The organism is Wolbachia sp. wLmal (assembly GCF_049435495.1).
Lineage (GTDB): Bacteria > Pseudomonadota > Alphaproteobacteria > Rickettsiales > Anaplasmataceae > Wolbachia > Wolbachia pipientis.
Map to the genome: position 1 here is coordinate 431,276 of NZ_CP185405.1, position 26,682 is coordinate 457,957.

The window sequence follows — 26,682 nt, forward strand, 5'->3', positions numbered from 1 at the left end:
AAGTGGAGAGAAAGAAAGGAGTTTTTTTGGGTAAAATAAAATTTTGGAGGATTAGAAATGGTAAGAGAATATACAGCAGAATTCAAATTGGAAGCTGTTAAACTGGCAAATGAACAAAGAAAGGTAGGTCAACCAGTTGCAAAAGTAGCAAGAGATCTAGGAATAAGGGATAGTGTATTAGGAAAATGGATGAAGAAATATAACGAAAAAAAGTCAGCGGCAAATGCATTTCCAGATGTAGCACCTTATGACAAAGAGAGGTTTGATTTACAAAGCAAGAGTAACAAGGGAAAGAGACATTTAAAAAAAAGCCCTGGCCAGTCAAAAAGAGTAAAATATTTTTTATATAGTAACTGCTATAAAGTACAGGAATTATGTAGGATTTTCTGCTAGTGGCTACTATAAGTGGACTACAAGAAAAATAAGCAGTAGAGAATCAGCAAATAAAGAGCTACTCGAAGCTATTCAAAAAATATATCAAGTTTCTAAATGTAGATATGGAGCTCCTAAAATTCATGCTGAATTGAAGGCTTTGGGTAAAAGTTGCAATTTGAAAACGGTGCAAAGTATTATGCAGAAAAATGACATCAGGGCTATACTGAGAAGAAAGTTTAAAATTAAAAAACAACAAACAGATAATAGAGCTGTAGCTCCCAATATATTAGACCAAAACTTTATTGTTGATCAACCAAATAAAGTATGGGATTACTTACATCAAAACCAAGGAGGGATGGCTATATTTGGCAGCAATAATTCTCACGTATGGTAGTTAATGAGTAGTGCAATAAATAAACAATTGGTTATGAACTCTTTATTAATGGCCATTAATAGGCGTAAACCTGTTAAAAATCTACTGCTGCACAGTGACCAAGGTTCACAATATACTGCGCAAGGGTATCAATATCTCTTAGCTGTAAAGAATATAGATGAGTAATAAAGGCTGTTGTTACGACAATTCTGTTGCAGAAAGCTTCTTTAGCTCATTGAAAAGAGAAATACTTATTGATACTTCACAACACTCTGCTCAACACACTAGAACTGCAATATTTGAATACATAGAAATTTTTTATAACAAACAACGTCACTATTAACTATTGCATTCCTGCACAATTTATTCTCATGATAAAAACGTCTTAACTTTCTCTCTACTTTTTCTGGGTAAGGTCACCTCTTTAGGTGCTCCTTTTTTCTTTCTTATACACACAAAAATCATATAGAATTGTAAATACAGCTTTTTTATTCTGATGCTTTTCAATTCTATAGCTCTGGTTGTCTCTCTATTACTATTTTTCTACATTATCGTAAAAAAACTGAGCGAAAAGAAAGCAAACCTTGAGGGTAATTTATGTAAATTAGAGCAAGAACTTCAAGAAACAAAGCAAACTTTGCTTACGAAGAATGAAGAAATAGTTAATTTAAGGGTCAAAAAAGCAGAACTTGAAGTAACTCTGCAAAAAGAACGTGAGGAAAAGAAAAAGGAAATAGAATTACTAACAAAAGCAGAGGAGAGATTAACAAACACTTTTAAAGCGCTCTCTCTTGATGCTTTGCAAACAAATAACAATAATTTTCTGAACTTAGCAAAGGAAGTAATCGATAGTAAATTAAAAGAAACGGAAAGCGATTTCAAAAAAAGACAAGCAACGATCAACGAAGTTGTAACTCCAATAAAAGAAAAATTAGAAAAATTCGATAATGAAATACGTGAGCTAGAAAAGGAGAGGGTAGGGGCCTATGAAGGTTTAAAGGAGCAAATTGGAGCGCTGATGAACCAAACTTCCAACCTTGCTAATGCCCTGAGGAAACCTCACATTAGGGGCAAATGGGGTGAAATGCAACTCAAAAGAGTGGTAGAAATGGCAGGAATGATTGAGTATTGCGATTTTTTTACTCAGCCGTCAGTGATTGATAGAAACGAGGATAATTTATTGCGTCCTGATTTAATAATCAAAATGCCATCTGGAAAGCAAATAATAATAGATGCTAAAGTGCCGCTTGATTCTTACATGGATGCTATATCACAAAATGATTTGCAAATACAAAAGGAGAAATTAAAGAACCATTCCCTGGCAATAAAAAAACACATAAATGATTTGGGTAAAAAAGAGTATTGGAATCAATTTGAAAATACGCCAGAACTTGTGGTGCTTTTCTTAACAGGGGAGGGGGTTTTTAGCGCAGCACTGGAATATGAGCCTGCTTTGATAGAGATTGGAGTGGAAAAAAAAGTGATCATTGCAACACCGATCACTCTAATTGCGTTGCTGAGAGCAATAGCGTATGGATGGAAGCAAGAGATGATAGCTGAAAACGCAAAGAAAATCAGTGAACTAGGTCATATTTTATATGAGCGCATTTGCACAATGGGTGAAAACTTTGATAATTTGCGCAGGAGCTTAAAAAGTGCTGTTGATCATTATAATAAAACTGCTGGCTCTCTTGAAGCAAGGGTGTTTCCTGCTGCTCGAGAATTCAATAAGCTTGGTATACATGCAAAAAATAAAAGTTTAAGTGCTGCAAAGGAATTAGAGTCTTTACCACGCAGTTTACATACTGAGGAGCTGAAAGTAGATTAGGCATCTTAACAGGGAATGTTCAAAAAAGCATACGCGTCAAGTTAAGAGATTGTGAGCAAATTTAGAGAGGTTAAAGTGGATACTCTAGCCCTTCTACGTTTGTCTTTTAATGAAAATCGCGACCAAGTTATAGTGAGTTTTTTAAGAAATGCTTTTAAACTATTAATTTTGGTTAATACTAAAAATAACTCTCTAACCCGCCTTTTTAGCTCAATAAATGCCTTTGTTAAGCTAAGTTCTGTATTCTTTTTCACTTCTGTGCAACCAACTATGCCGTGAAATATAAGAATTGCGCACAATTTAGCATATAGTTCACATAATACTCTGCATGGCTTTCCTTTTAGCTTATCAAGCCTGGTATGGCTTTTATACAATTTAAATAATAACTCAATTTGCCACCTTACTCTGTAAATCGTTAATACTTGCTCAGCACTAATTTTATTTTCTGGAACATTAGTTATAAATATTGACCAGTTCAACAATTTTTGATTTCTTTTAGAGGATGTATATCCCTGCGATCTTGCTAATCTATTAGCTTTCCTTCTTCTGGCCATATTCAGTTAGTTTCTGACATATAATTCTTACTCTAATTTTTGCTTCTTTTCCTAACAATACCTCGTTTTCTAAAAATAACTTATCCTCTAAACATTCTAATAACTCCATTTTTTGATTTGTTTCTACATCATATATGTCGGTATCAACGACTTATGAAATAAGCTCCTATTTCATTGATTTGTTTAAAAGAACTTGGCACAAAATAACCGAGATCAGATATTAGCAAATCATTGCTTAATATATTACTTAAATGTTTCCTATATCCCTGGTCTGATCTTACCCCCTCCGTTAAATTAAGTTGGTCTATTATCTGATTCATGTAGTCGAAAACTAATTGTAACTTTATTCCAGACTTAGTATTGCTTTCATAGCCACTGTAGCTAGTACCATAACCTTTATACATCTCTTCCATACTGTTAGGTATAGCTACTGTCCAATAATTTAACACTATTAAATTGCTGTAAGATTTTGCAACCAACTTGCAAGATATTTTTAAAGAGAATCACAGATTCATTATACATCCTTTTCATAAATTCCACTGCTTCTTCAGTAAATCTAAACTTGTTTTGTTATATCTATCGAGTCCTCGTTTAGTAATTGAAACATTGTTTCTACGCTACAATTATCAACTCCTATATTACCCAAGACCATGGCTTTTACGAATGATGAACCTTTTAGCTTTCTCTTTCTTTTTATAAACCTTGTTGTAATTGAGATTTTCTCTGCTTTTTCATTAAAAAATTCTTTGAGCTTTTTTGATAAGCAAGTTATTTTATTCATTGGTTCTCTCACTAAAAGTATATCTGGGAGAACTTATACCTTATTATTCTATCTCTTTCATACCTTTATTTCCTTAACTTGACGCGTATGGTTTCATTTGCTGCCTCGAACTTACCTTCATCGTTTTTCTCTTTTAGTGAACCTATCTTGAAGAGTAAAGTATTGCCTAGTATACTGGTAAGCTGATTAATATCAACAATAATACGGTAGTTCTTGCCTTCTAAGCTGAAGTCTATATAATATTTATCCTTTTCTACCTTACCTTCTTCATCTTTAACTTGGTTATTCCTTGCAATTTCCCTAAATGCGTCTTTTGTTACTAGCAACCCATCCTTAATAACCTTCAGAGCTTTCAACTCAGATATTTCGTTATTTTTGCTGATAGCGTATATTGCTAAATAAGTCAGCGCAGCAGCAACAAATGCTAAAACGCCCATTCCAAGTGGTGTAGCTGCAAAAGCTGCTAGCTTGCAAGTTGAAGGCCTCCAAAGCGGTGTTGAAAGTATTGCTAATCCACCTATAACGTATATAGCAGTAAATGCAACAAATATAGTGTTTGCTTTGTGGAGCTGGCCACAATGATTTTTGAAAGTTAGCATAAACGACTTTATTTAATAAAATATTAATATGCTTAAATTGTGTATAAAAGAACTGTCATAGTTAAGCTTTTTCGTAAGCTACCTGCCGCTTGAGCCAAAGCCCCCTGCATTGCGACCGGTTTCTTCTGCGCAGAATTCTTCTCTGTCATCCCAAATTACCTGAGATACAGGAGAGATAAGGATTTGTGCGATTCTATCTCCTCTTTTTATTTCGTATGGCTGATTACTTAGATTAATTAGACAAATTTTAACTTCACCTCGATAATCAGAGTCTATAGTACCCGGAGAATTTAAGACAGTGATTCCATGTTTTGCAGCAAGACCAGAACGTGGGCGGATTTGCCCCTCAAAACCGTTTGGTATTGCAATCACAATTCCAGTTGGAACAAGTAATCTTTCAAGTGGATTTAAAACAGCAGAATCATTCAATGCAGCATAAAGATCCATGCCAGCACTCTGCGTAGTTGCATAACGTGGAAGAGACAAGTCTTCTCCGTGTGATAATCTTTTTATTTCTACTTTAATTTTACTTCTTTGCACTCCAATTTACCATCTATGAAGACTCAATTATAGCATGTAAATTGTATCTGCAAAAGTGATAAATGTAAATGATGTCATTCCAGCGCGTGACGCTAGGCCATAAAATTCCTTGACAAGTTCAGTGCTCCTTTTTTTGTCATCCCAGTGCCTCTATGATGTCATTCCAGTCTGGAATCTAGTCCTTATTATGCAGCCACTTGGTTGAAATTAAGTCTTCTGGATCCCAGTGTCTGGGCACTGGGATGACATCATAAGGGCGCTGGGATGACACCCTGACAACCGTCATCCCGCTACTTGTTAGCGGGATCTAGAGATACCGCGAATGAATCGCGGTATGACGTAGATTGCTGTCATTCCAGTGTCAGCTACTTGAATGACACCCTCTTGGTATTCGTGTAGTTGCAAGCAGTATAGCTATAAATCACTCACAATCGATATGCTTGAATTACTCTCAGTAAATAAATCAAGCGTAATGTTAGGTATTCTACCATCAACTATGTGAACAACTCCAGCACATTCCTCCGCCATTTTAACGTATGCCATAAGCCTTTCAATAAATTTTTCCCCTTTAATTTGCCCACAATCAATCGATGCATTTAAACTTTTAACAGATATCTTCCTGCCACCAATTTTATCTATTTCTTCATCTGTGTCACTCAAGATTATCATTTTAGATGCAGAAACTGCAATTGCAATTGCGCTTGCAGTACTATCGGCATCAATATGATATGTTTCCCCATCTTTTCCATGACCAATTGGTGCAATAACTGGTATAAAGTCTGATTCTTCAATAAAAAATAATATATCAGGATTGATTTCAGTAGGTCTACCGATGAACCCCATGTCTAATATCTTTTCGATATTATTTGATCTATCTTCTCTAAGCGTAGCGGTTATTTTTTCGGCTTTAATTAAGTTACCATCTTTTCCACATAATCCAATAGCTGAACCACCAGCAGAATTTATATGCTGAACAATTTTTTTATTAACTGAACCACACAGTGCCATTTCAATGATTTTCATAGTGTCTTTGTCTGTAAGTCTGATACCATTCACAAATTTACTGTTCATACCCAGCATTTTTAACACCGAGTTAATTTCATATTCTCCGTCATGAATTATTACCGGATTTATACCAAGCTGCTTCAACAAGACAACATTATGCACAAAAGTGTTAAATAGTGTTTCATCTAAGATTATTGTACCACCGCATTTAATGACAAAAGTCTCGCCTACAAAGCTAGGTATATTAGATAGCACTTCAAATAATATTTCTGCTTTTTGTTCAAATGATACCTCACCCTTTAAGAATTCACTACTCTTCATTTTTTTATCTTGTAAACTTGAAAAACTCATCTCTTACCTTGGTTATTTTATGCTTAACACGGATGCTCATTTGATGAATTGACACATTCTCATTATTAATCCATTTTTGAATATCTTCTATAACAGCACCTAAGCTTTTTTGACTTACTTTATCTATTTTTGTTAGCACAATGTTAAAGTTAATGTTATTATATATTAACCAATAAATGAAGTCTTTGTCTATTTCTTTTAATCCTACCTTGCTATCTATCAACACAAACACTCTTCTTAGATTTTCTCTTTGAATTAGATAATACTCAATTAAGTTTAAATATTGCATAATTTCCTCCTTACCTGCATGAGAATAACCATACCCTGGCAGGTCAACAAGTCTGAACTTATCATCGTACATAGAGTAAAAATTTATTTGTCTAGTGCATCCAGGTTTAGAGGAAACCCTGGCAGCTTTTTTGCTGTTTATCAGTAAGTTGATCAGACTGGATTTTCCTACATTTGATCTACCAGCAAACGCAATCTCTGGAGCCGACTCATTTGGTAATGATTTTATGTCCGAAGCTCCAAATATGAAATTGCAGTTTGATGTTATCTGTTTTGCCATTGTATTCAACTAGAAGGTAGTAGGTATATTATAGTGTTATTGCTTGATATAAGAAATTTTTTATTTCAGTATATATTACTTAGCTAGATCTGTGCTATATGGATATGGAAAATAATTTACAAGACTTAAAGAAAAAATTTAATGATATAGAGAGGAATTTGGAAAATCCTACCAATTTAAGTCAAAAAGAATTCATTACCCTTTCAAAGGAATACTCTGAGCTCAGGCCAATAATCAAGATAATTGATGAATATAACACGCTGAAAGAGGAAATTTCAGACTTAGAAGAAATAATGAAAGATGAAAACGGCGAAGGTGATATAAAAGAGTTAGCAAAAGAAGAATTCTTCGAAAAGCACAAGGTATTATTACCAAAAATAAAAGCAAAATTAAAGTTAGCACTATTGCCCAAAGATGAAGATGACTCAAGAAATGCAATATTAGAAATCAGAGCAGGCACAGGCGGAGAAGAAGCAGCATTATTTGCAGCAATGTTATTTCGTATGTATCAAAAATATGCAGAAAGAAGAAATTGGAAGTTCGAGCCAATAAGCATTTCTAATACAGGTATAGGTGGCTATAAGGAAGCTTCTGCACTCATTAATGGAACAGAAGTTTTTGCAAGGTTGAAATTTGAATCAGGGGTGCACAGGGTACAGAGAGTGCCAGAAACTGAATCCTCAGGAAGGTTGCATACCTCTGCCGCTACTGTTGCGATATTACCTGAAGTAGAAGAAGTTGACTTTAAAATAGAAGAAAAAGACTTACGAATAGATGTTTATAGATCCAGTGGTCCTGGAGGGCAATCAGTGAATACAACTGACAGCGCAGTAAGGGTCACCCACTTGCCAACAGGGATAGTTGTGATACAGCAAGATGAAAAATCGCAGCACAAAAATAAAGCTAAAGCGCTCAAAGTATTGAGGGCAAGGCTATACGAAATTGAAAGACAAAAAAAAGAAATGGAAAGGTCAACGATGAGGAAAAGTCAGATTGGCTCTGGTGATCGTTCCGAGCGCATAAGAACATATAATTTCCCACAATCAAGAATAACAGACCACAGAATTAATCTAACTTCACATCGGCTAGAGCAGATTATAAAAGAAGGCGAACTAGATGAATTTATTGAGGCATTAATCTCACGTAATGAAGCAGAAAGATTGGCAGGGGAAAGTTAGCAGCCTACAATGGAATATCTTTATTAATTACATAGGATCTTTTAAACGCAATAGATAGACAGTAAAAATAAGTTCTAGTACTACCGCGGATAGAACAAGAACAGCTACACTAATTGTTTTGACCATTGTAAATGTAGCTTGTTAAGCCGATAAAAATAGCCATGATAAAAGCTCTAATGAATGAAACTGCAGAAGAAGCTGTGCCTTTAATTTCAGGGAAAACATTTATTGATGCATTAAAAATCACTGGCTGGAAAATTGCACAACCGATAGAAAAAATAATCATAGACAGTGTTACTAAGTAGAAAGAGTGGGGTACAATTATACTGAATATTACAAGCAATAGAGACCCAATAGCACCCACGCTCGTACCAGAAATTACACACTTTATTGCTCCAAGTTTCTGCAAGATTTTGCCAGCAAATAGACTGATGAGTGAGAAGCACCCAACTATTGCACCTTGATGTAGTGCATAAATAGTGCTAGATAAACCAAAAGTCTTCATATACAGAAAAGGTCCACAAGTAATGAATGACATATACGCAGCAGAAAAGAGGCTTGACATCAAAGACAACGTAACAAACCTCGGATTAGATAGTAGTTTTCTGTAATCTTTCATCGTTTTTTTTCAAACTGAAAATATCACGGTCCTTTTTTGTTTCTGGTAACGCTAAAAGCAGCAAAACCCAAGAGATCAAACAAAGTATTGCAACAGTTGCATAATTACCACGCCATCCTACAATTTCATTGATGAAACTGCCTAACACTGGCGCAATTGCCATGACAACTGTAAGAACAGAATTCATGATTCCAATAAATTTCACCGCTTCGTCACCTCTATAGCTGTCTGCAACGATTGCAAACACAACTACAGATGTGCTGACACCAATGCCCTGAACAAAGCGAGAGATTAAAAGCCAAAAAATCGACGGTGCAAAAACACAACCAACAGCGCCGATTAATAACAAAGTGTTACCTATGATCATAATTCTCCTTCTGCCATAGCATTCAGACAATGGACCAAAAAACAACCCTCCTATGCAAAAGCCTAGGAAATTATAAGCAATAGTTAATTGAATTATGCCTTCCGGTACGTTAAAATAGTGCACCATATCAGGAAAACTAGGTACGGAAATGTCAATTTCAATGAACTTGGCAATGAGAGACAGGATTAACAGAAATGGTAGTAACATTTGAGATTTTTAATTAATGAATAAAAATATCACATTTAAAGCGTTGAAAGAAAACATTTTTTACTGTTATTAAAATGGTTAGAAACACCTCACGTAAAGAGGTGGTGGATAAATTGGACACCAGAGTTAATTGAGAAAAATATGACAACTATGTTAAAGCTCTTACTCTCTGTCCTAACTTTACTTATTTCCTCTTACTTTTTCAACAGTTCGTCTAAATTACTACAAGCAGTTTAATTTTTAGTAAATATGTCATTATTTAAAAATATGCAAGAAGCTTTATAGAAACTTAACATAATTTTATCATAAAAATGTCATTCTTAAGTCCTATGTAAAAACAAATTTTGGCACTAATTTAATTAACTATGAGCTGGATAAATTGGAAAATAAATTTTGTTTACTTTTACAATACCTTAAGATCTAATATTACTTTATCAGTCAAAAGTATCACAATAGGCTAGTATGTTCTTTACTCTTTTCCTAAAAATATTACCTATTTATATTACGATATTTATTGGTTATTTAGCAGGAAAATGTCTTAAAATTGATAGAAACACTATATCTCAAATACTCTTTCATATAGCTAATCCAATAGTGATTTTATATGGAGTTTCTCATACAGAAGTTAATTTAAAAGTAATTTCTCTGCCGATTTTGATATGGTTTATAGGTAGCACTATGTCCTTATCAGTGTATTATCTTTCTTCTTTTTTATTTAAGGATAACACGAGAAACATATTAGCATTTAGCTCGGGTAGCACAAGTATGGGTTATTTTGGCCTGCCGATTGCCATGGCTTTATTTGATGAAGATTCAGTATCTGTATATGTTGTTTGTTATATAGGAATGGCGCTATTTGAAAACAGCTTAGGATTTTACATAGCTGCACATGGTATTTATACCGCAAAAGAATGCATATTAAAGTTGTTCAAACTTCCTTCGCTTTATGCGATGGTTCTGGGCTTCTTTTTAAGTATATACGATATACAAATACCTACTTTTTTAACAGATGTTATGATGAACATTAGAAGTACATTTGTCACATTAGGAATGGTGCTACTTGGAGTGAGCATTGCGAATATTGCAAGCTTTAAAATAGATTGGAAGCTTGCTTTGATCACTATTACAGCAAAGTACGTATTCTGGCCACTGTTTGTTTTAGGAATTGTCCTTTTAGACAAGCATGTTATAGGTATATACGATGAGAGCATATATAAAGCACTGATGTTGCTGGCTATTATTCCAGTTTCTGGGTCCAGTATAATACTTGCTAATATTTTGAATTATCAACCAGATAAAGCTACTCTGTTGCTTCTAATCAGTACTGCAGTGGGACTGTTTTATGTTCCACTAATAATATCATTATTTTTTACTAAACTTGTTCCTTTTTGATCAAAAAATTAAGCGCTTGCACAACCATTATTTGGGTAACAACACAAGACATTGATAAAACTTGAATTTATAGCTAAAGCAACTTCTACAATTTGGTAACCCGTCATCCCGCTACTAGTTAGCGCCGCGGCGGTAAATTGACCTTACCCAGAAAAAGTGGAGAGAAAGAAAGGAGTTTTTTTGGGTAAAATAAAATTTTGGAGGATTAGAAATGGTAAGAGAATATACAGCAGAATTCAAATTGGAAGCTGTTAAACTGGCAAATGAACAAAGAAAGGTAGGTCAACCAGTTGCAAAAGTAGCAAGAGATCTAGGAATAAGGGATAGTGTATTAGGAAAATGGATGAAGAAATATAACGAAAAAAAGTCAGCGGCAAATGCATTTCCAGATGTAGCACCTTATGACAAAGAGAGGTTTGATTTACAAAGCAAGAGTAACAAGGGAAAGAGACATTTAAAAAAAAGCCCTGGCCAGTCAAAAAGAGTAAAATATTTTTTATATAGTAACTGCTATAAAGTACAGGAATTATGTAGGATTTTCTGCTAGTGGCTACTATAAGTGGACTACAAGAAAAATAAGCAGTAGAGAATCAGCAAATAAAGAGCTACTCGAAGCTATTCAAAAAATATATCAAGTTTCTAAATGTAGATATGGAGCTCCTAAAATTCATGCTGAATTGAAGGCTTTGGGTAAAAGTTGCAATTTGAAAACGGTGCAAAGTATTATGCAGAAAAATGACATCAGGGCTATACTGAGAAGAAAGTTTAAAATTAAAAAACAACAAACAGATAATAGAGCTGTAGCTCCCAATATATTAGACCAAAACTTTATTGTTGATCAACCAAATAAAGTATGGGATTACTTACATCAAAACCAAGGAGGGATGGCTATATTTGGCAGCAATAATTCTCACGTATGGTAGTTAATGAGTAGTGCAATAAATAAACAATTGGTTATGAACTCTTTATTAATGGCCATTAATAGGCGTAAACCTGTTAAAAATCTACTGCTGCACAGTGACCAAGGTTCACAATATACTGCGCAAGGGTATCAATATCTCTTAGCTGTAAAGAATATAGATGAGTAATAAAGGCTGTTGTTACGACAATTCTGTTGCAGAAAGCTTCTTTAGCTCATTGAAAAGAGAAATACTTATTGATACTTCACAACACTCTGCTCAACACACTAGAACTGCAATATTTGAATACATAGAAATTTTTTATAACAAACAACGTCACTATTAACTATTGCATTCCTGCACAATTTGATGCATCATTCTTTTTGTAAAAAACATTCCACACTTTCTCTCCACTTTTTCTGGGTAAGGTCAGTCAGCTACTTGGATGACAGGGGAGGTGCTACCCTGACAATCGTCATCCCGCTACGTGTTAGCGGGATCTAGAGATACCGCGAATGAATCGCGGTATGACGGTTTGTGGCGGTATGACGTAGGGTTGCACTAGCTATATCATGCATTTTATTAACCGACACTATAAACAATATCCTTACAATTATGAGATTGAACCACAACTTGCTCAAGCGTTAAGCTGCTGCGTTTAGCGTCTTTACTGTGATTTTCCCCAAGAACATTTGTTCTTTCTCGTTTTATTTCCTCAATGAATTTCCCATTAACATCTTTAGGATCAATCTCTTCTTCAGAATATATAAGGTTAGTGCAATTTGTTTTTCTATAATAATGCACGCCAAGACATATAATTGATAATGCAAGTATACCAGAACCTATAAGTAATGATAATCCTATGTTATTAGTCAAAGGGTTTTGGTAAAATTTTTGTACACCATTAACACCATGTGTTGCAAGTAGCCCTAGAGGAAACGCTATATTTGCAGCAACTACACCAGTAAATAATGCAGTAAATATTGGTCTGTCGTTAATTACTGATTTTATTTTATTAGTTCTAGTAATTACTTTTTCGTCAATGTTAGTGAAGCCTTGTTTAGCTTCCCAAGCATTAAGTACAAAATTTGAATGAGTGCCATTGCTATATTCCAGTCTTACAGATTTTATAGCTTTATCTTTTGGCTGGTGCTCCAACACCTCAGCTAAAATTTTATCCGCATCTTTTTTTTGAATGGAATGTTCTTCAGTATCTATAAATTGCCTTGTTGCAAAAAATATTGGACCAATTGCAAGCAATGCAGCAAGTGCGATAACTGGTATAGTGATATATTTTGGGCTGTTTGTAAAAAATGCAATAAATTTTGCTTTATCTTGTAAATATAATAAAGCTGCAGATATACTGAGTATAATAGCACTTGCAGTAAAAATTATAAAGCCCTTCTGCTGCATGGAATACTTTGCTCTTGGCAAGAATCTGCTTGTTTTTTTATTTGTTGTGCTACCTATATCAGAATTTAGTGACAAAGATTCTTCAGAGTCATCTTTGCTTTTATACGATGGTAAAGTATTTGAAGACGCACCTAAATCATTTTTTGAGTTTTGACCACCTATTTCACTGTCTAAACTCTTTTTCGAAGATTTTGTATTTGGGTTTATAACTGCATCAATATGTTCTTCTGATCCATTACCAGATGATCCTTCTAAACCTAAACTTGCTGTTTGTGATACACAATCATGAGCCTCACCTTTTGTTTCTTCTAGGGAAGGAGGTAGTACTTTAGTACTAAGAACAAACGAATTTTTGTCTTCTTTGTCTTGTAAACCTGGAGCTTTTGGCAAAATCGGTGGTGCTCCATCACCATCTTTTTGTCGATTTACAGATGCATAAGTAGGATCCACTTCCTCATCATCTGATTCTTCATGTGACATTCCCTGCGCACGTGGTACTACATTCAGTACACTTGAGATAGCATTTCCTGCTTCTTCAGGCGATGGTGGATCTTTTAGTGTTATCTTGCTATTGTCACCTGTTTGTTCGTAAGAAGTTAATTTTACTGTTGATTTTTCGACTGACCCATGCATATTCACTCCAAAGTTAATTACTATGCTGCATTGATTACGCTATAGTTATTAAGATATAGTAAATACCAATTTACGGATAATTATTAGTATAGAAATTGTCTATCAAAGATTCTTTCATTCAGAGGGTAATCTTTGTCAAAAAGCAAAGTTATTGTGTTTTCGTGGTCTTTTTGTATTTTTATCTGTGATATATCATGAAATTCTTTGTAATCTGATACTACAAGTGCTGGACGGTTTTTTGTGTCGTTAATGTCAATTTGTACGATCGTATCATTTGAAATTAGCGCTCCATTCCAATGCCTTGGGTAATAGCTATTGATGGAGGTCAGTGCAAGTAAATTTGAATTTAGCGGCAAGATTGGGCCACCGGCAGAGAAGTTGTATGCAGTGCTGCCTGTGGGGGTAGATAATATTACTCCGTCCCCTCTAAATTTTTCTACTTTTAGCTTATCGTTGATAGTGATATTCATTTCTACTATTTGGTTTGCTTTTCTAAAAACATATACTTCGTTTACTGCTATGTAATGATATCTCTTGCCACTTGTGTCTGTTGCTTCCATTTTTAGCAAAGTTAACTGAGTTGAAGTTGCATGCTCTATATGATCAATTAAATCTTCACTGCAGCTAAAGCATTTATTCATCAAAAACCCAACATTGCCAGTGTTTATCCCATACACATGCATGTTTTTATTTTCTATAACGTAATTGTGCAAGGTACGCAGCATAAAGCCATCACCGCCAACAACTATCAGTAGATCAATTTCGGACTTATTTTCTTCTGTTATATTGATAAAATTAAGTTTCTTTAATAGTTTAGATACTTCCTGCGATTTTGGTGATGGAGAAGCAACATAGCCCATATTTTTGTATTTATGCATGCTTCAGTAAACTCTCTAAAACTTAAAGAGGAGGAGAATTAGAAAATGCTTCCATATTTATCGTTAAACTTAGCTAATTTGCTAGTTTTACTTGCTAACCCGCTTGTCAAACTTCCAGTCCATGCAGGGTGAGTAAGAGGATCTCTATCAAGTTTTACCCTATCTCCCTCCTTTCCATAAGTGGAACGAGTTTCAAACTCTTGACCGTCTGTCATAACTATAATAATTTTATGATAATTCATTGTTGTTTATAAACTTTTAGTCAGTTGACATTCTAGTGAACTTAATTCACTAAGTCAATCATTATTCTAAAATATTGACAAAAAATAAATAAAATCTTATACTTAATGAGGAATAAGCAATAATTATCATGATTTTCGCTTTCCCTGGCCAGGGCTCTCAGTTTGTAGGAATGGGAAAGAGCTTATATAGTGAGTTTTCCGTTGCAAGACAAGTATTTAATGAAGTAGATAGCATATTGGATAGAAAGCTGTCTCATTTAATCTTCAACGGTCCTATTGAAGAATTAACCATTACAGAAAACGCTCAGCCAGCTATAACGGCAGTATCAATTGCAATGCTACGTGTTATGGAGCATGTGTTTGGCAAATCTCTTTTCACTGATCACAATGTTAAATATGTTTGTGGGCATTCAGTTGGCGAATATACAGCGCTGTGTGCTGCAGGAGCGTTAACGCTTGAGTCTGCAATCAAGCTGCTGAAAGTTCGCAGCGAAGCAATGCATGAAGCTTCACTGAAATGTAAAGGCGGAATGGTTGCGTTGCTTGGAGCAGAGATAAATGAAGTGGAAGATATATTGAAATCAGTTCAAATTGACGGAATTTGTGAAATTGCAAACGATAACGGTGGCGGACAAGTGGTTATAAGTGGCACTAGAGAAGCTCTTGAAATGTTACCCGATTTATTCAAAAACTCGAGTGTGAGGAAACTAATTAAATTACAGGTTAGTGGGCCCTTTCATTCATCTCTTATGAAACCTGCTGATGAAAAAGTTTTGGAGTTTTTGAAGGGTATTAAAATAACCCGTCCTATAGTTCCTTTGATATCAAATGTTACAGCTAAAGAGGAGAGTGATCCCAAAGTTATAAAAACTTTACTCGCCAAGCAAGTTGTAAGCAGAGTGAAATGGAGAGAAATGGTTTTGTATATGTCAAGCCGTGGCATTAACAAATTTGTTGAAATTGGCCCTAATAAAGTTTTATCTAATTTGGTCAAAAGAATTGACCAATCTATCAGTACAAAAAATATAGATAGTATTGGTGATATTGACAGCTTCTTTAATGAATCATTAGTACTAACAGCGAAAAATTTAAAAGTTGGATTAAGTTGAAACACATCTATTTGATGTCATTCCGGTGCATAACACTGCCTAGCTGGAATGACAGAGGGTAATGCAAGAAATCAACGAACTGCCTGTCATTTCGTTTGGTTTTTTAATTCCAAGTAGCTGTAAAATAGTAGGGGCAATATCAGATAACCTTCCGTCTCTTAGTTTTAGATTATCGCAAGACACAATAAATGGCACTTTATCTAGAGTGTGTGCTGTATGAGGTGTATTATTTTCTTCATCGAACATACATTCCACATTACCATGGTCTGCAGTAATAATTAATGCGGTGTTGCTTGACTTTTTAACAGCACTCAGTACTTTCGCAAGACAATCATCTACAGCTAGCACAGCTTTCTCGGCTGCTTTTATATTACCTGTATGCCCTACCATATCAGGATTAGCGTAATTTACAACTATCAGTGCAAATTCTTGGGAGTGAATTTTTTCTACAAGCTTTTCTGTGAGTTCGAAGGCTGACATTTCGGGCTGCAAATCGTAAGTTTGAACTTTTGGTGAGGGAATGAGTATTCTTTCTTCACCAGAGAAAGGTTCTTCTTTTCCACAATTGAAAAAGAAAGTCACATGAGCGTATTTCTCGGTTTCGGCGATGCGTAATTGTCGTAATTTATTGCCTTCTATTATTTGTCCTAGAGTATCAGCGAAAGAAGTAGGAGGAAAAATATAAGGGATCTGAAGATCTTTTTTATATTTCATCATGCTTAGAATTGAAGAGAATTTTGCTACCTTAGCGTAATCTGTTTTGCCAAGCAAAATACTTGCTAATTGTATCATTCGATCAGCACGAAAGTTAGCCAACAGCACTCCATCTTCTGGTTTTATACCTTGATAGTCACCTATTACTGCGGGCCTGATAAACTCATCAGTTATGTTATTTTGATAATTTTCATCAATCAACGATACTGCATTATCATGACAAGGTGCCTTTGCAAATGCGATAGCCTCATAAGCTTCAATTGTTCTCTCCCACCTGTTGTCACGGTCCATAGCATAGTAACGCCCAGAAACAGTAGCAATTCTTATGTCATTATTCTTTATATTCTCTTCAAATTCTTGAATGCATTTTTTTCCTGAATTCGGCAATGTGTCTCTGCCATCTAAAAATGCATGTATCACCACTTTTATTCCATGCTGTGATATTTTATTTGCTAAAGTTGAAATATGCTTTTGATGCGAATGAACACCGCCATCGGACACCAATCCCATTATATGGCATACTCCGTTCTTACTTTTTAGATCATTAATAAAACTTTGTAGATTTACATTGTTTTCTATTGTTCCAATCTCTTGATTAATGCGCTGAAGGCTTTGCATTACCACTCTACCACTGCCAATATTCATATGGCCAACTTCTGAATTACCTATTTGACCACCAGGTAACCCCACATCAGTTCCACAGGCGGATAAACTGCATTTTGGATAATTAGAACTAATATATTGCCAACAGGGTGGATTTGCGTTGCTGATAGCATTATATTTACTGCTTTCTACTCCATTTCCCCAGCCATCTAGTATACATAAAACGACTGATTTAATGCCCATATAAAATCAACACTAAAATTCAACAGAGAAGAGCTCCCCGGGCCGGATTCGAACCAGCGACCAATTGGTTAACAGCCAACTGCTCTACCACTGAGCTACCGAGGAATAAACCGTTTTTAATTTACCATGTTGAACGTTGGTTGTAAACGTTTTTTGTGTAGACTTTAAGTCCAACTGGTCACAGAAACAAAAAAAACTTACTTGACAAACTCCGCCAGCCCCCCTATTGCAGTATTAAGGGTGTTTCTGACTCAAAACTTGTTTTTGATCCACGCGGGTTCAATAACAAAAATTCAGTAAAAAACTTGGAGTATCTATTGGCGGATTACATAAAATTATAGCGGCTGCATGTCTTTTTAATTTTTTCTACATTCAGCCAAATCGCGCTTATTTTAAGCGTTAGCACATTATTACAGCGCCAATTTAAAGTATTAGAGGGTCAAAACTCGCACCACGGGGCTTCTTTGCCTTTTTTTTATTTGGTAAATTTCTTAATGTTTGTGGCTGAACGACAACCGTCATCCCGCTACGTGTTAGCGGCTAAGAGATACCGCGAATGAATCGCGGTATGACGGTTTGTGGCGGTATGACGATAAGACACAAAGCCTAATGGAAAAAACTGCGAACGCCAGTGAAAAACATAGCAATTTTATTTTCATTTGCAGCTTTTATCACATCTTGATCTTTTAGCGAGCCACCGGGCTGAATTATAGCTGTAATTCCATGTTTTGCGCTTTCTACTATGCTATCTGGGAATGGAAAAAATGCATCTGAAGCAAGCACTGCACCTTTACATTTTTCACCTGCTTTTTTCACTGCAATGTTCACACTATCTATTCTGCTTGTTTGCCCTGCACCGATGCCAATAGCACAACCATCTTTTGCTATAACTATTGCGTTGGATTTCACATGTTTACATATTTTCCAGGCAAAAATAAGATCTTTTTTTTCTTTGTCTGTTGCAGTGCATTCTGTTACTTGTTCTGCTTTTATTGTGTGGTCATTATTTTCTTGCACCAAAAACCCACCAATAACATTTTTAGTTTGGTATTTCACATTTTGTTGAAAAGATTTATGAATAATCACTCTTAATTTTTTCTTTCTTTGCAAAATTTTTAGTGCCTCATTGTTTACTGATGGTGCTATCACAACTTCTAAAAATATCTCGTTTAATTTTTCTGCTAGCTTTAAATCTATCTCCCGATTTAAGGCAACTATGCCACCAAAACTGCTTACTTCATCACATGATAGAGCCTTTTCATATGCCTCCAAAGCATTATTACTAACAGCAGCGCCACATGGGTTATTGTGCTTTATTATCACTGCTGCAGGCTCTTCGAATTCAGAAGTTATGTTAAGTGCGGATTCTATATCTACTATATTATTATAACTCAACTCTTTTCCATGTAGTTTTTCCAACGGATATTCTGTAAATTGATTACTATAAAATGCAGCTTTTTGATGGGGATTTTCACCATACCTGAGTTCTTGTACTTTATGCCCGTATAGAGCAAAAAACTCTGGTAACTCATTATTTTTACTCTGGGATAAAAACCAACTGTGAATATTAGAATCGTAGTGTGCAGTGAGAGCAAATGCTTTGGTTGCTAAGTGTTTTCTATATTCCAATGTTGTTTTATTGTTATTTTCTATCATCTCAGCTTTCAGTGCTTCATAGTCTTGAATGCTAGAAATAACTGAAGTAAAATGAAAATTTTTTGCTGCGGCTCTAATTAACGCCACCCCGCCGATATCAATTTGTTCTATAATTTGCTCCTCACTTGAATCGCTATTCACCGTCTCCCAAAATGGGTATAGGTTAGTTATAAGCAGGTCTATTGGCTCAATACCTAGATCTTGCACTTCCTTTTTATGCTTTTCTCGATCATAAAGTATTCCTCCATGAATTTTAGGGTGTAAAGTTTTCACTCTACCACCCAGTATCTCTGGAAATTGTGTGTAATCTGAGACCTCTTGTGTTTTTATTCCTGCACTAGATAGCACTTTATAAGTATTGCCCGTTGAAAGAATTTCTATTTGTTGCTGCGTTAAAAACGATGCAAGATCAATTATATTCGTTTTATCGTATACTGATATTAAAGCTCTTTTTATTTTCATTTTTATATGGAAAGTTTTTTAAGATTATATCTAAGAAAAGGAAATTTAGCTATTACATTTCTACACTAATTTAAAGCAGTCTATTCTATAAATTTTTTTACCATGCTTGATTTCAAGCCACGAATAAAATCTTCAATACTGCAAGGATTTCTCCCTTCCATTTGTACAACTTTAGGAATTAAAGTGCCACCTTTTAAACTTATGTGCATATTATCGTTAACAATCTTACCTTGTTCTGAAGCGAGAGCTTCAAAGTCAGCATCAAGTATCCTGATACGTTTATTTTCTATCTTAATGAATGCTTTTGGGTAAAACGCTTTAACCTTTCTATAAGCAACTTCACAGGCATCACTTGCATAAATTTTATAGTCTTCCACTTTGTCAGCGTAACATGCATTGTTATCGTTCTGTTTTAAGGGAAGCTGTTTTTCAATTTCGTTTAGCACTTTCAGCAGTAAATCACTGCCTAGCTTAGATAATTTATCATGCAATGTCTTGTAATTATCGTTCTTTTCGATAAGAAATTTTTCCTGTTTTAAAATAGGGCCGGAATCTAATCCTTCATCCAATTGCATAATGCTAACCCCGGTTTCTTGATCTCCTGCTAAAATTGTGTGCTGTATCGGGGCTGCACCACGCCACCTCGGTAGTAATGAAGGATGAATATTAACACAACCATATTTTGGAATATTCAAAATTTCTCTTGGAAGTATCAACCCATACGCGGCTACAACTGCAACGTCTGGTTTGAAATTTCTAAATTTTTCTTGCTCTGCCGAAAACTTTAGAGAGATAGGAGTACATACCTCTATGTTACTTTCTTCAGCGATAACATGTACTGGAGATTTCGTTGGCTTCTGTCCACGCCCCGAAGGTTTTGGAGCCTTGGTGTATACTGCCACCACTTCGCTCTTTGATTTCAGTAACAAGCTCAGAGAATTAACAGCAAATCCTGGTGACCCCATGAAAATAATTCTCATGGTGTCTTTGCTTTAAGAATTCTCTGCTAATTTACCATTTACAGCTTCTACTAATTTGGCAAAATCATCCTTATAATTAACGGCCATCTCAGCAAGAATTTTTCTATTTAAATCAATGCCGGCAAGTGTAAGACCATGCATAAACCTACCATAAGTAAGCCCATGCTCTCTTGCTGCTGCATTAATACGTATTATCCATAAGCTACGGAAATCACGTTTACGGGTTCTTCTGTCTCTATAAGCATATTGCAGTGCTTTTTCAACTCTTTGTAATGCAATTCTATAACAACTTTTTGCGCGCCCTCTATAACCCTTTGCCAGTTTCAATATTTTTTTATGACGAGCGTGAGTAGTGACTCCACGTTTTACCCGAGCCATTTTATTTTACCTCCATTTTGTTAAATACCATAAGGCATATGAAGCTTAACTATACGCGAGTCAGACTTACCAAGAATCGTTGTACCGCGCTGATTACGAATATTAGATTTACTTCTCTTTACCATGCCATGCCTTTTGCCTGACTGAGTAGAAACAACTTTACCCTTAGCTGTAAGGTGAAAGCGCTTTTTCACAGAAGATTTGGTTTTTAATTTTATTTTCTTCATATTCCAAATAAATTTACAAGCACTACTATTGAGTTCTTTAATAGTAATTAAGCGTTAGTATAAATAATTTTATTAAAGAATCAAATTAAAATTGTATATTAAAGGAGTTTAAAAGTAATTACGCCCAATATGTGTGTTATACCTTCTTTATTCCCAAATGGCAACAATACTTGCCTCATTTTAACACTTTCACTTTCTTCCTCTTCATTGATCGGGCATTTACTCTCTATTACAGTATCAAGTTTATCAATAACTGCATCTATTTTATACAGTCGCAAAAATGGTGCATCAATTGCATACTTATTATCAATGCGCGTCTTTTTCTCAAAACCATAGAATTCAACAGCCTTTTCTCCTGCATTTTCACAAATATAACCTTGATCCTTGACTTCAATGACAAAACAATGCTGCCATGATTCCATTATTTCTGCAGTGTCTATTTCATGCCTTTCTGGCCAATCTCTGTCTGATCCTTTTATGTCATTCCAGTGTTGAGTCACCACATTTGCTATTCTTTTTTCTTTGCCTACATAAATTTCCATTCCAATTTCCACATATAAAACACAGATATGAGGTAAATTTATCGTGAATATATTGATTTTTTCTTACCACAAAGTGCATGTCACTAGAAGTTCTGAGATCTAGAGAGTGGTATTGATTTTATTTCCATTACAACTTATTATTTATAGATAATCTCAATAAAAACGATGAAGCTAAACGAAATCAGAGAAAGATTTATAAAATTTTTTGTAAATAATGACCACGAGCAGGTTTCTTCTTCTCCTTTGATTCCAGAACATGACCCAACGCTCATGTTCACAAATGCTGGTATGGTGCAGTTTAAAAATATTTTTACTGGTGCTCAAAAAACTGAAATGAAACGTGCTGTCTCAAGTCAAAAGTGCCTAAGAGCAGGCGGTAAACACAACGATCTTGAAAATGTTGGCTATACAACTCGGCATCACACATTTTTTGAAATGCTCGGAAATTTTAGCTTCGGTGATTACTTTAAGGAAACTGCGATAGAATTTGCGTGGGAATTTATCACTAAGGAGTTATCTCTTGATAAAAACAGACTATCCATAACCGTCTACCATACTGATGATGAGGCGTACGAGATTTGGCGTAAGATAAGTGGCTTTTCAAGTGATAAAATCATAAGAATTACAACGGATGATAACTTTTGGAGTATGGGAAGCACTGGTCCGTGCGGTCCATGTTCTGAAATTTTTTATGACCATGGGAGTCCTAATTTACAAGAGGGCGATAGAATTGTTGAAATCTGGAATCTGGTGTTCATGGAATTTAACAAAGATGAAGAAGGTAATTTACACAAACTGCCAAAAAAATGCATCGATACTGGAATGGGTCTTGAAAGAATAGCGGCTGTTATGCAAAACGTCCATGATAACTATGATATTGATTTATTTTCTGCTTTGATAAATAAATCTCAAGAGTATTGTGGAAGAACAGAAAATAAAGTAGCGCATAAGATCGTAGCAGATCATCTTCGCGCGGCTGCATTTCTCATCGCAGAAGGAGTGCTCCCTGGAAATGATGGCAGGAATTACGTATTACGCAGATTAATTAGGAGAGCCGCGCGTTATATCCACCTGCTTGGATATAATGATTCCCTACTCCATCGCGTTTTTCCGGCGCTGATAGATAGCGCGAGTTCGGCTTATATGGGGGATATTTATCCTGAATTGATCAGAGCTAAAAGCTTAATAGAAACGACGTTAAAATCAGAGGAAGAGAACTTCAAAGACACTTTGATGAAGGGTATCAATCTCCTGGAGAAATTCACTGCAGATTTAAAACCAGGCGATACTTTGCCTGGAGAATCAGCGTTTAAGCTATATGACACCTACGGATTTCCTTTGGATATTACACTTGATATTTTAAAAGAGAAAAAAATAAATTTTGACCAGAAGGGTTTTGATGATGCAATGGGAGAGCAAAAAGAGAGAGCACGCGCTAAATGGTCTGGATCTGGTGAAAAATCTGTTGAGCAAGTATGGTTTGATTTGATCAATAAATTTGGCAAAACAAAATTTGTTGGTTATGAGTTCAATGAAGTAAGTGATGCGAAAATACTAGCTATAGTTTCCTCTAAAAATGAAGTAATTGATTCTGCAAAGGAGGGAGAAAAGATAACCATTATACTTGATAAAACACCTTTTTATGGCGAGTCAGGTGGACAAGTGGGAGATACTGGCAGTCTGATCAAATCTGATAGAAGTATTATTATAGTCGAGAATACCAATAAGGTTAATGACCTATATTTGCACAGATGCATAGTTAAGTTCGGTTCAATTTGTAAAGGTAACACAGTTGCAGCAAGCATTGACAAGGAAAGAAGGCAAACCTTAAGAAGAAATCATTCAGCTACACATCTTCTGCACTTTACACTCAGAAAAATTCTAGGTGATCATGTCACTCAAAAAGGTTCCCTAGTTGCACCGGATAAGTTACGATTTGACTTTAGTCATAACACTCAAGTTACTCAGGATCAGCTATTCTTAGTGGAAGATATGGTAAACTCTCTAATCAGAGAAAACCTTTCTACATCTACAAAAATTCAGAGCATGAATCAGGCAATAGACGAAGGAGCTATGGCGTTATTCGGCGAAAAATATAGCGATCAAGTAAGAGTAGTGAAGATTGGAGATTCAAGGGAACTGTGTGGTGGCACGCACGTTGAACATACTGGAGAAATCGGTTTATTTAAGATAGTAACAGAGAGTTCTGTTGCTTTTGGAGTGAGGAGAATTGAAGCTTTAACTGGTCAGGAAGCAATCAATTATGTGCGTGATAATGAAATTAACTTAAAAAAAGTTGCAGAATTCGTAAAAGCGCCAGTGAGTGAAATAACAAGCAGATTAAGTATTTTAAGTCAAGAACACAAAAAATCCGAAACCAAAATAAAAAACCTATATAAAAAGCTTGTGAGTGCAGAGAATATAAAAAGCACCGAAATAAATGGAATAAATTTTATAAGCCACACTTTCACTGATATTCCAGCAAATGTAATAAGAGAGTTTGTTTTGCAGCAACAAAAACCAAAAACGGTAATAGCTTTTACGGCAACAGAAAAAGATAAAACAGTCTTGATTATTAAAGTAAGTAAAGACTTAATCAATAAGATTAGCGCAAAAGAACTAATATCCATAGCAGTTGAAAAGAACTGTGGTGGGAATGCTGAATTTGCACAAACAGGCTGTGATAGCAATAAAATAGATGATGCCATTACAGCCATTTATAGCAAAATAGCAGCTTCTAAGCACTCTACGTCATACCACCACGAACCGTCATACCGCTGCGGCGCTAACAAGCAGCGGGATACTTAGGGATGACGATTGTCGTTTAGCCATAAATATTTAAGAAATTTACCAAATAAAAAAAGGCAAAAGAAGCCCCGTGGTTATTATCCGCTTTAAAATATTGGCGTTTTTTATGTTTTAAACGCTTGACAAGCAAGATTAAGCCGCTTTTAATTGCAACTAACCTACGCTGCAAATGTTTAAGAAATTTACTAAGCAGAAAAAAAAGACAAAGAATCCCCGAGTTAGCTAGTCTTTTACCATCTCTGTCGAGTATTGGCATTTTTTGATGTCTTGTAACGCTTTATAAGCGCGTTCAGCTTATTTAGATAAAAATCTAGATGTAGATGAAGTTTTGTAAAGACATACAGTATCTATATACTGCAAAAAATTGAACATAAGACGCCGATACATTAAGTAACCCTTACCTTTTAATCTGCAGATTGGCGAAAGCAAACACAATAGCTTCACTATCATGATAAGGGCGCTGGCGAAGGGTGTCAAGGAATTCTTATTAAAACTAAAGAGCTCAAATGAAAGGAGGTAAACTCTAAAGTATACATTTAGTAGCGCTTTCTATGAGAGAAATCGTATTACCTATTCCGTAAAGCTTTATGAAAGATCCCATTCTTGGACCGGTTTTTTGGCCAAGTAACGTTTCATATAATAGCTGAAACCAGTCACGTAAGTTGGTGTAATCATATTTTTTTCCAATAGAAAATACCTGAGATTGAATTTCTTCAGCAGTAGCAGTTGTAGATAGAGAATGTAGAGTGTCCTTCAAATCTAGTAACGCTGCTTTTTCTTTTTCATTTGGAGTTTTATATGATTTTGTTGGCTTGATAAAATCGTGATAATACTTTACTGCAAAGTCTGAAAGTCTATCAAGCATTTTATTATTTTCTGGTGTAACGTTTGGTGCATAAGAGGATATAAAACCCCATAGGATCTCTTTGTTTTCAGCATTACAAGCTGCTGCTAGGTTTAAAAGTAGTGAGAAATTTATGCCTGAAGTTTCTATGCTGGGAACATTGCCCTGGTGAATGTGCCAAGCAGGATTATTTATATCCTTTTCTTTGTTCTCATGATAACGCTTTACAAATTCTAAATATTCATCAGTTGATTTTGGTATCACATCAAAATATAAACGTTTAGCTTTTTTAGGACTCTGAAAAATGTACAATGCTAAGCTCTCTGTTGGTGCGTAAGTTAGCCACTCTTCAATTGAAATGCCATTTCCTTTTGATTTTGATATTTTCTTTCCTTCTTTATCAAGGAAAAACTCGTAGCAAAACAGAAGTGGTGGCTTTTCTCCAAGTATTTCACATATTTGACTTGAAAGCACAGCAGATGGAGTTAAATCTTTTCCGTGAGCTTCGTAATTTACTCCAAATGCGGCCCACCTCATTCCCCAATCAGGTTTCCATTGCAGTTTACATTTTCCTTTTGTCACTGGAACTTCTATTTTTTCCCCGTTTGGGTCTTCATATGTGATTGTTCCTTTCTCTGTATTTGTCTCAATTACTGGAACTTGTAAAACTTGAGAAGTTTTTGGGCATATTGGCAAGAATGGACTATAAGTCTGCTGTCTTTCTTCCCGAAATGATGGAAGCATTACGTCCATCACTTTATCATAATTTTTTAGTAAGAGTAAAAGTTTTTCATCGTAAACGCCAGATTTATAACACTCTGTTGCACTCCTGAACTCGTATTCAAATTCAAACATATCAAGAAATTTACACAACAATGAATTCATATGATGACCATAACTCTGATGAGTGCCAAATGGATCAGGTATCATAGTCAATGGTTTATTTAGGTGCTCTCTTAGCATCTCTTGATTTGGCACATTATCTGGTATTTTTCGCAAACCATCCATATCATCTGAAACTGCAATGATTTTGGTTTTTATACCAGGAGCTATTTTTTTTAATGCATTTACAATAACTGTAGTGCGGAAAACCTCTCCAAAGGTTCCTATGTGGGGTAAACCAGAGGGTCCATAACCAGTTTCAAATATTATTTCTTTTTTATTAGGAAACTCTTGCAATATTTTTTCTGCTTCTTGAAATGGCCAATTTGTCATTATCGGGATTAAATAATGTATCTTAACTTAAAGTGCTACTAGTTTCAATGGATTTTCAATATAATGATATAGTATTAGTGTTAGAGCTATTATTAGAAG

General features: G+C 35.2%; 21 protein-coding genes, 1 tRNA gene and 4 pseudogenes. 8 read left to right on the forward strand and 18 right to left on the reverse strand.

Annotated elements, in window-relative coordinates; translation table 11 throughout:
• Positions 1-57 precede the first annotated feature (57 nt).
• Both ACEL90_RS02260 and rmuC read left to right on the forward strand, forming a co-directional pair.
• Positions 58-1,137: pseudogene (locus tag ACEL90_RS02260) on the forward strand (IS3 family transposase).
• 107 nt (positions 1,138-1,244) lie between these two features.
• On the forward strand, positions 1,245-2,576 hold the full coding sequence (gene rmuC / locus ACEL90_RS02265) for a DNA recombination protein RmuC (RefSeq protein WP_423349168.1): 1,332 nt from the start codon (positions 1,245-1,247) through the stop codon (positions 2,574-2,576).
• A gap of 41 nt (positions 2,577-2,617) precedes the next feature.
• Here the strand turns inward: rmuC and ACEL90_RS02270 are convergent.
• From ACEL90_RS02270 to yihA, 5 genes and pseudogenes are all read right to left on the reverse strand, one after another.
• Positions 2,618-3,911: pseudogene (locus ACEL90_RS02270) on the reverse strand (IS4 family transposase).
• A gap of 65 nt (positions 3,912-3,976) precedes the next feature.
• Positions 3,977-4,510: a hypothetical protein gene (locus tag ACEL90_RS02275; protein WP_423349169.1), complete on the reverse strand. Its 534-nt coding sequence runs from the start codon at positions 4,508-4,510 to the stop codon at positions 3,977-3,979.
• Between the two features lie 78 nt (positions 4,511-4,588).
• Entirely contained in the window at positions 4,589-5,050 is a 462-nt protein-coding gene (gene dut, locus ACEL90_RS02280; RefSeq protein WP_423349170.1) for a dUTP diphosphatase, read from the reverse strand.
• A 414-nt stretch (positions 5,051-5,464) separates the two neighbouring features.
• Positions 5,465-6,376 carry an acetylglutamate kinase gene (argB, locus tag ACEL90_RS02285; RefSeq protein ID WP_423349284.1) on the reverse strand — a complete coding sequence of 304 codons (912 nt, stop codon included), beginning with the start codon at positions 6,374-6,376 and terminating at the stop codon, positions 5,465-5,467.
• A 4-nt stretch (positions 6,377-6,380) separates the two neighbouring features.
• Positions 6,381-6,974 carry a ribosome biogenesis GTP-binding protein YihA/YsxC gene (gene yihA, locus ACEL90_RS02290; RefSeq protein ID WP_423349171.1) on the reverse strand — a complete coding sequence of 198 codons (594 nt, stop codon included), beginning with the start codon at positions 6,972-6,974 and terminating at the stop codon, positions 6,381-6,383.
• A gap of 98 nt (positions 6,975-7,072) precedes the next feature.
• On the opposite strand from yihA, the gene prfA reads away from it, so the two are divergent.
• On the forward strand, positions 7,073-8,152 hold the full coding sequence (gene prfA / locus ACEL90_RS02295; protein ID WP_423349172.1) for a peptide chain release factor 1: 1,080 nt from the start codon (positions 7,073-7,075) through the stop codon (positions 8,150-8,152).
• A gap of 109 nt (positions 8,153-8,261) precedes the next feature.
• Here prfA and ACEL90_RS02300 read toward each other — a convergent pair whose 3' ends face one another.
• Together ACEL90_RS02300 and ACEL90_RS02305 are read right to left on the reverse strand one after the other, a co-directional pair.
• Positions 8,262-8,771, reverse strand: a complete 510-nt coding sequence (locus ACEL90_RS02300; protein ID WP_423349173.1) for an MFS transporter — start codon at positions 8,769-8,771, stop codon at positions 8,262-8,264.
• Entirely contained in the window at positions 8,743-9,345 is a 603-nt protein-coding gene (locus tag ACEL90_RS02305) for an MFS transporter (RefSeq protein WP_423349174.1), read from the reverse strand. The genes ACEL90_RS02300 and ACEL90_RS02305 overlap by 29 nt, the downstream gene beginning before the upstream one ends.
• A gap of 16 nt (positions 9,346-9,361) precedes the next feature.
• On the opposite strand from ACEL90_RS02305, the pseudogene ACEL90_RS02310 reads away from it, so the two are divergent.
• From ACEL90_RS02310 to ACEL90_RS02320, 3 genes and pseudogenes are all read left to right on the forward strand, one after another.
• Positions 9,362-9,503 (forward strand): annotated as a pseudogene (locus ACEL90_RS02310) (N-acetyltransferase); the annotation flags it as partial.
• Between the two features lie 304 nt (positions 9,504-9,807).
• The gene (locus ACEL90_RS02315; protein WP_423349175.1) at positions 9,808-10,737 is read left to right on the forward strand and encodes an AEC family transporter; all 930 of its coding nucleotides are present in this window, start codon (positions 9,808-9,810) and stop codon (positions 10,735-10,737) included.
• Positions 10,738-10,948: 211 nt separating this feature from the next.
• Positions 10,949-12,025 (forward strand): annotated as a pseudogene (locus tag ACEL90_RS02320) (IS3 family transposase).
• Between the two features lie 193 nt (positions 12,026-12,218).
• Here the strand turns inward: ACEL90_RS02320 and ACEL90_RS02325 are convergent.
• The 3 genes from ACEL90_RS02325 to rpmE all read right to left on the reverse strand — a co-directional run bounded on the left by ACEL90_RS02325 (position 12,219) and on the right by rpmE (position 14,802).
• Positions 12,219-13,682 (reverse strand): hypothetical protein, encoded by a 1,464-nt coding sequence (locus ACEL90_RS02325; protein WP_423349176.1) that lies wholly within the window; start codon positions 13,680-13,682, stop codon positions 12,219-12,221.
• Between the two features lie 83 nt (positions 13,683-13,765).
• Positions 13,766-14,560: an NAD kinase gene (locus tag ACEL90_RS02330; RefSeq protein ID WP_423349177.1), complete on the reverse strand. Its 795-nt coding sequence runs from the start codon at positions 14,558-14,560 to the stop codon at positions 13,766-13,768.
• A 38-nt stretch (positions 14,561-14,598) separates the two neighbouring features.
• Positions 14,599-14,802: a 50S ribosomal protein L31 gene (gene rpmE / locus ACEL90_RS02335; RefSeq protein WP_007548602.1), complete on the reverse strand. Its 204-nt coding sequence runs from the start codon at positions 14,800-14,802 to the stop codon at positions 14,599-14,601.
• A gap of 128 nt (positions 14,803-14,930) precedes the next feature.
• On the opposite strand from rpmE, the gene fabD reads away from it, so the two are divergent.
• A complete protein-coding gene (gene fabD / locus ACEL90_RS02340; protein WP_423349178.1) occupies positions 14,931-15,911 on the forward strand; it encodes an ACP S-malonyltransferase in 981 nt (326 codons plus the stop codon).
• 39 nt (positions 15,912-15,950) lie between these two features.
• Here fabD and gpmI read toward each other — a convergent pair whose 3' ends face one another.
• The 7 genes from gpmI to ACEL90_RS02375 all read right to left on the reverse strand — a co-directional run bounded on the left by gpmI (position 15,951) and on the right by ACEL90_RS02375 (position 21,716).
• A complete protein-coding gene (gpmI, locus tag ACEL90_RS02345; protein WP_423349179.1) occupies positions 15,951-17,471 on the reverse strand; it encodes a 2,3-bisphosphoglycerate-independent phosphoglycerate mutase in 1,521 nt (506 codons plus the stop codon).
• 33 nt (positions 17,472-17,504) lie between these two features.
• Positions 17,505-17,576, reverse strand: a tRNA-Asn gene (locus tag ACEL90_RS02350).
• A 501-nt stretch (positions 17,577-18,077) separates the two neighbouring features.
• The gene (purH, locus tag ACEL90_RS02355; RefSeq protein ID WP_423349180.1) at positions 18,078-19,589 is read right to left on the reverse strand and encodes a bifunctional phosphoribosylaminoimidazolecarboxamide formyltransferase/IMP cyclohydrolase; all 1,512 of its coding nucleotides are present in this window, start codon (positions 19,587-19,589) and stop codon (positions 18,078-18,080) included.
• Between the two features lie 80 nt (positions 19,590-19,669).
• Complete coding sequence (fmt, locus tag ACEL90_RS02360; RefSeq protein WP_423349181.1) at positions 19,670-20,569, reverse strand: methionyl-tRNA formyltransferase; 900 nt, start codon at positions 20,567-20,569, stop codon at positions 19,670-19,672.
• Between the two features lie 12 nt (positions 20,570-20,581).
• A complete protein-coding gene (gene rplT, locus ACEL90_RS02365) occupies positions 20,582-20,947 on the reverse strand; it encodes a 50S ribosomal protein L20 (protein WP_423349182.1) in 366 nt (121 codons plus the stop codon).
• A 20-nt stretch (positions 20,948-20,967) separates the two neighbouring features.
• Positions 20,968-21,174, reverse strand: a complete 207-nt coding sequence (rpmI, locus tag ACEL90_RS02370) for a 50S ribosomal protein L35 (protein WP_423349183.1) — start codon at positions 21,172-21,174, stop codon at positions 20,968-20,970.
• Between the two features lie 98 nt (positions 21,175-21,272).
• On the reverse strand, positions 21,273-21,716 hold the full coding sequence (locus tag ACEL90_RS02375) for a PAS domain-containing protein (protein WP_423349184.1): 444 nt from the start codon (positions 21,714-21,716) through the stop codon (positions 21,273-21,275).
• 165 nt (positions 21,717-21,881) lie between these two features.
• Here ACEL90_RS02375 and alaS point away from each other — a divergent pair, with 165 nt between their 5' ends.
• Entirely contained in the window at positions 21,882-24,524 is a 2,643-nt protein-coding gene (gene alaS / locus ACEL90_RS02380; protein WP_423349185.1) for an alanine--tRNA ligase, read from the forward strand.
• A 523-nt stretch (positions 24,525-25,047) separates the two neighbouring features.
• Here alaS and ACEL90_RS02385 read toward each other — a convergent pair.
• Positions 25,048-26,583, reverse strand: a complete 1,536-nt coding sequence (locus ACEL90_RS02385; RefSeq protein ID WP_423349186.1) for a lysine--tRNA ligase — start codon at positions 26,581-26,583, stop codon at positions 25,048-25,050.
• Between the last annotated feature and the right edge of the window lie 99 nt (positions 26,584-26,682).

What these genes read in the sequence shown, in the direction of transcription:
- rmuC (WP_423349168.1), top strand. Translation starts at nt 1,245, where the DNA reads ATGCTTTTCAATTCTATAGCTCTGGTTGTCTCTCTATTACTATTTTTC.
- ACEL90_RS02275 (WP_423349169.1), bottom strand. Translation starts at nt 4,510, where the DNA reads ATGCTAACTTTCAAAAATCATTGTGGCCAGCTCCACAAAGCAAACACT.
- argB (WP_423349284.1), bottom strand. Translation starts at nt 6,376, where the DNA reads ATGAAGAGTAGTGAATTCTTAAAGGGTGAGGTATCATTTGAACAAAAA.
- yihA (WP_423349171.1), bottom strand. Translation starts at nt 6,974, where the DNA reads ATGGCAAAACAGATAACATCAAACTGCAATTTCATATTTGGAGCTTCG.
- prfA (WP_423349172.1), top strand. Translation starts at nt 7,073, where the DNA reads ATGGATATGGAAAATAATTTACAAGACTTAAAGAAAAAATTTAATGAT.
- ACEL90_RS02300 (WP_423349173.1), bottom strand. Translation starts at nt 8,771, where the DNA reads ATGAAAGATTACAGAAAACTACTATCTAATCCGAGGTTTGTTACGTTG.
- ACEL90_RS02305 (WP_423349174.1), bottom strand. Translation starts at nt 9,345, where the DNA reads ATGTTACTACCATTTCTGTTAATCCTGTCTCTCATTGCCAAGTTCATT.
- ACEL90_RS02315 (WP_423349175.1), top strand. Translation starts at nt 9,808, where the DNA reads ATGTTCTTTACTCTTTTCCTAAAAATATTACCTATTTATATTACGATA.
- ACEL90_RS02325 (WP_423349176.1), bottom strand. Translation starts at nt 13,682, where the DNA reads ATGCATGGGTCAGTCGAAAAATCAACAGTAAAATTAACTTCTTACGAA.
- ACEL90_RS02330 (WP_423349177.1), bottom strand. Translation starts at nt 14,560, where the DNA reads ATGCATAAATACAAAAATATGGGCTATGTTGCTTCTCCATCACCAAAA.
- rpmE (WP_007548602.1), bottom strand. Translation starts at nt 14,802, where the DNA reads ATGAATTATCATAAAATTATTATAGTTATGACAGACGGTCAAGAGTTT.
- fabD (WP_423349178.1), top strand. Translation starts at nt 14,931, where the DNA reads ATGATTTTCGCTTTCCCTGGCCAGGGCTCTCAGTTTGTAGGAATGGGA.
- gpmI (WP_423349179.1), bottom strand. Translation starts at nt 17,471, where the DNA reads ATGGGCATTAAATCAGTCGTTTTATGTATACTAGATGGCTGGGGAAAT.
- purH (WP_423349180.1), bottom strand. Translation starts at nt 19,589, where the DNA reads ATGAAAATAAAAAGAGCTTTAATATCAGTATACGATAAAACGAATATA.
- fmt (WP_423349181.1), bottom strand. Translation starts at nt 20,569, where the DNA reads ATGAGAATTATTTTCATGGGGTCACCAGGATTTGCTGTTAATTCTCTG.
- rplT (WP_423349182.1), bottom strand. Translation starts at nt 20,947, where the DNA reads ATGGCTCGGGTAAAACGTGGAGTCACTACTCACGCTCGTCATAAAAAA.
- rpmI (WP_423349183.1), bottom strand. Translation starts at nt 21,174, where the DNA reads ATGAAGAAAATAAAATTAAAAACCAAATCTTCTGTGAAAAAGCGCTTT.
- ACEL90_RS02375 (WP_423349184.1), bottom strand. Translation starts at nt 21,716, where the DNA reads ATGGAAATTTATGTAGGCAAAGAAAAAAGAATAGCAAATGTGGTGACT.
- alaS (WP_423349185.1), top strand. Translation starts at nt 21,882, where the DNA reads ATGAAGCTAAACGAAATCAGAGAAAGATTTATAAAATTTTTTGTAAAT.
- ACEL90_RS02385 (WP_423349186.1), bottom strand. Translation starts at nt 26,583, where the DNA reads ATGACAAATTGGCCATTTCAAGAAGCAGAAAAAATATTGCAAGAGTTT.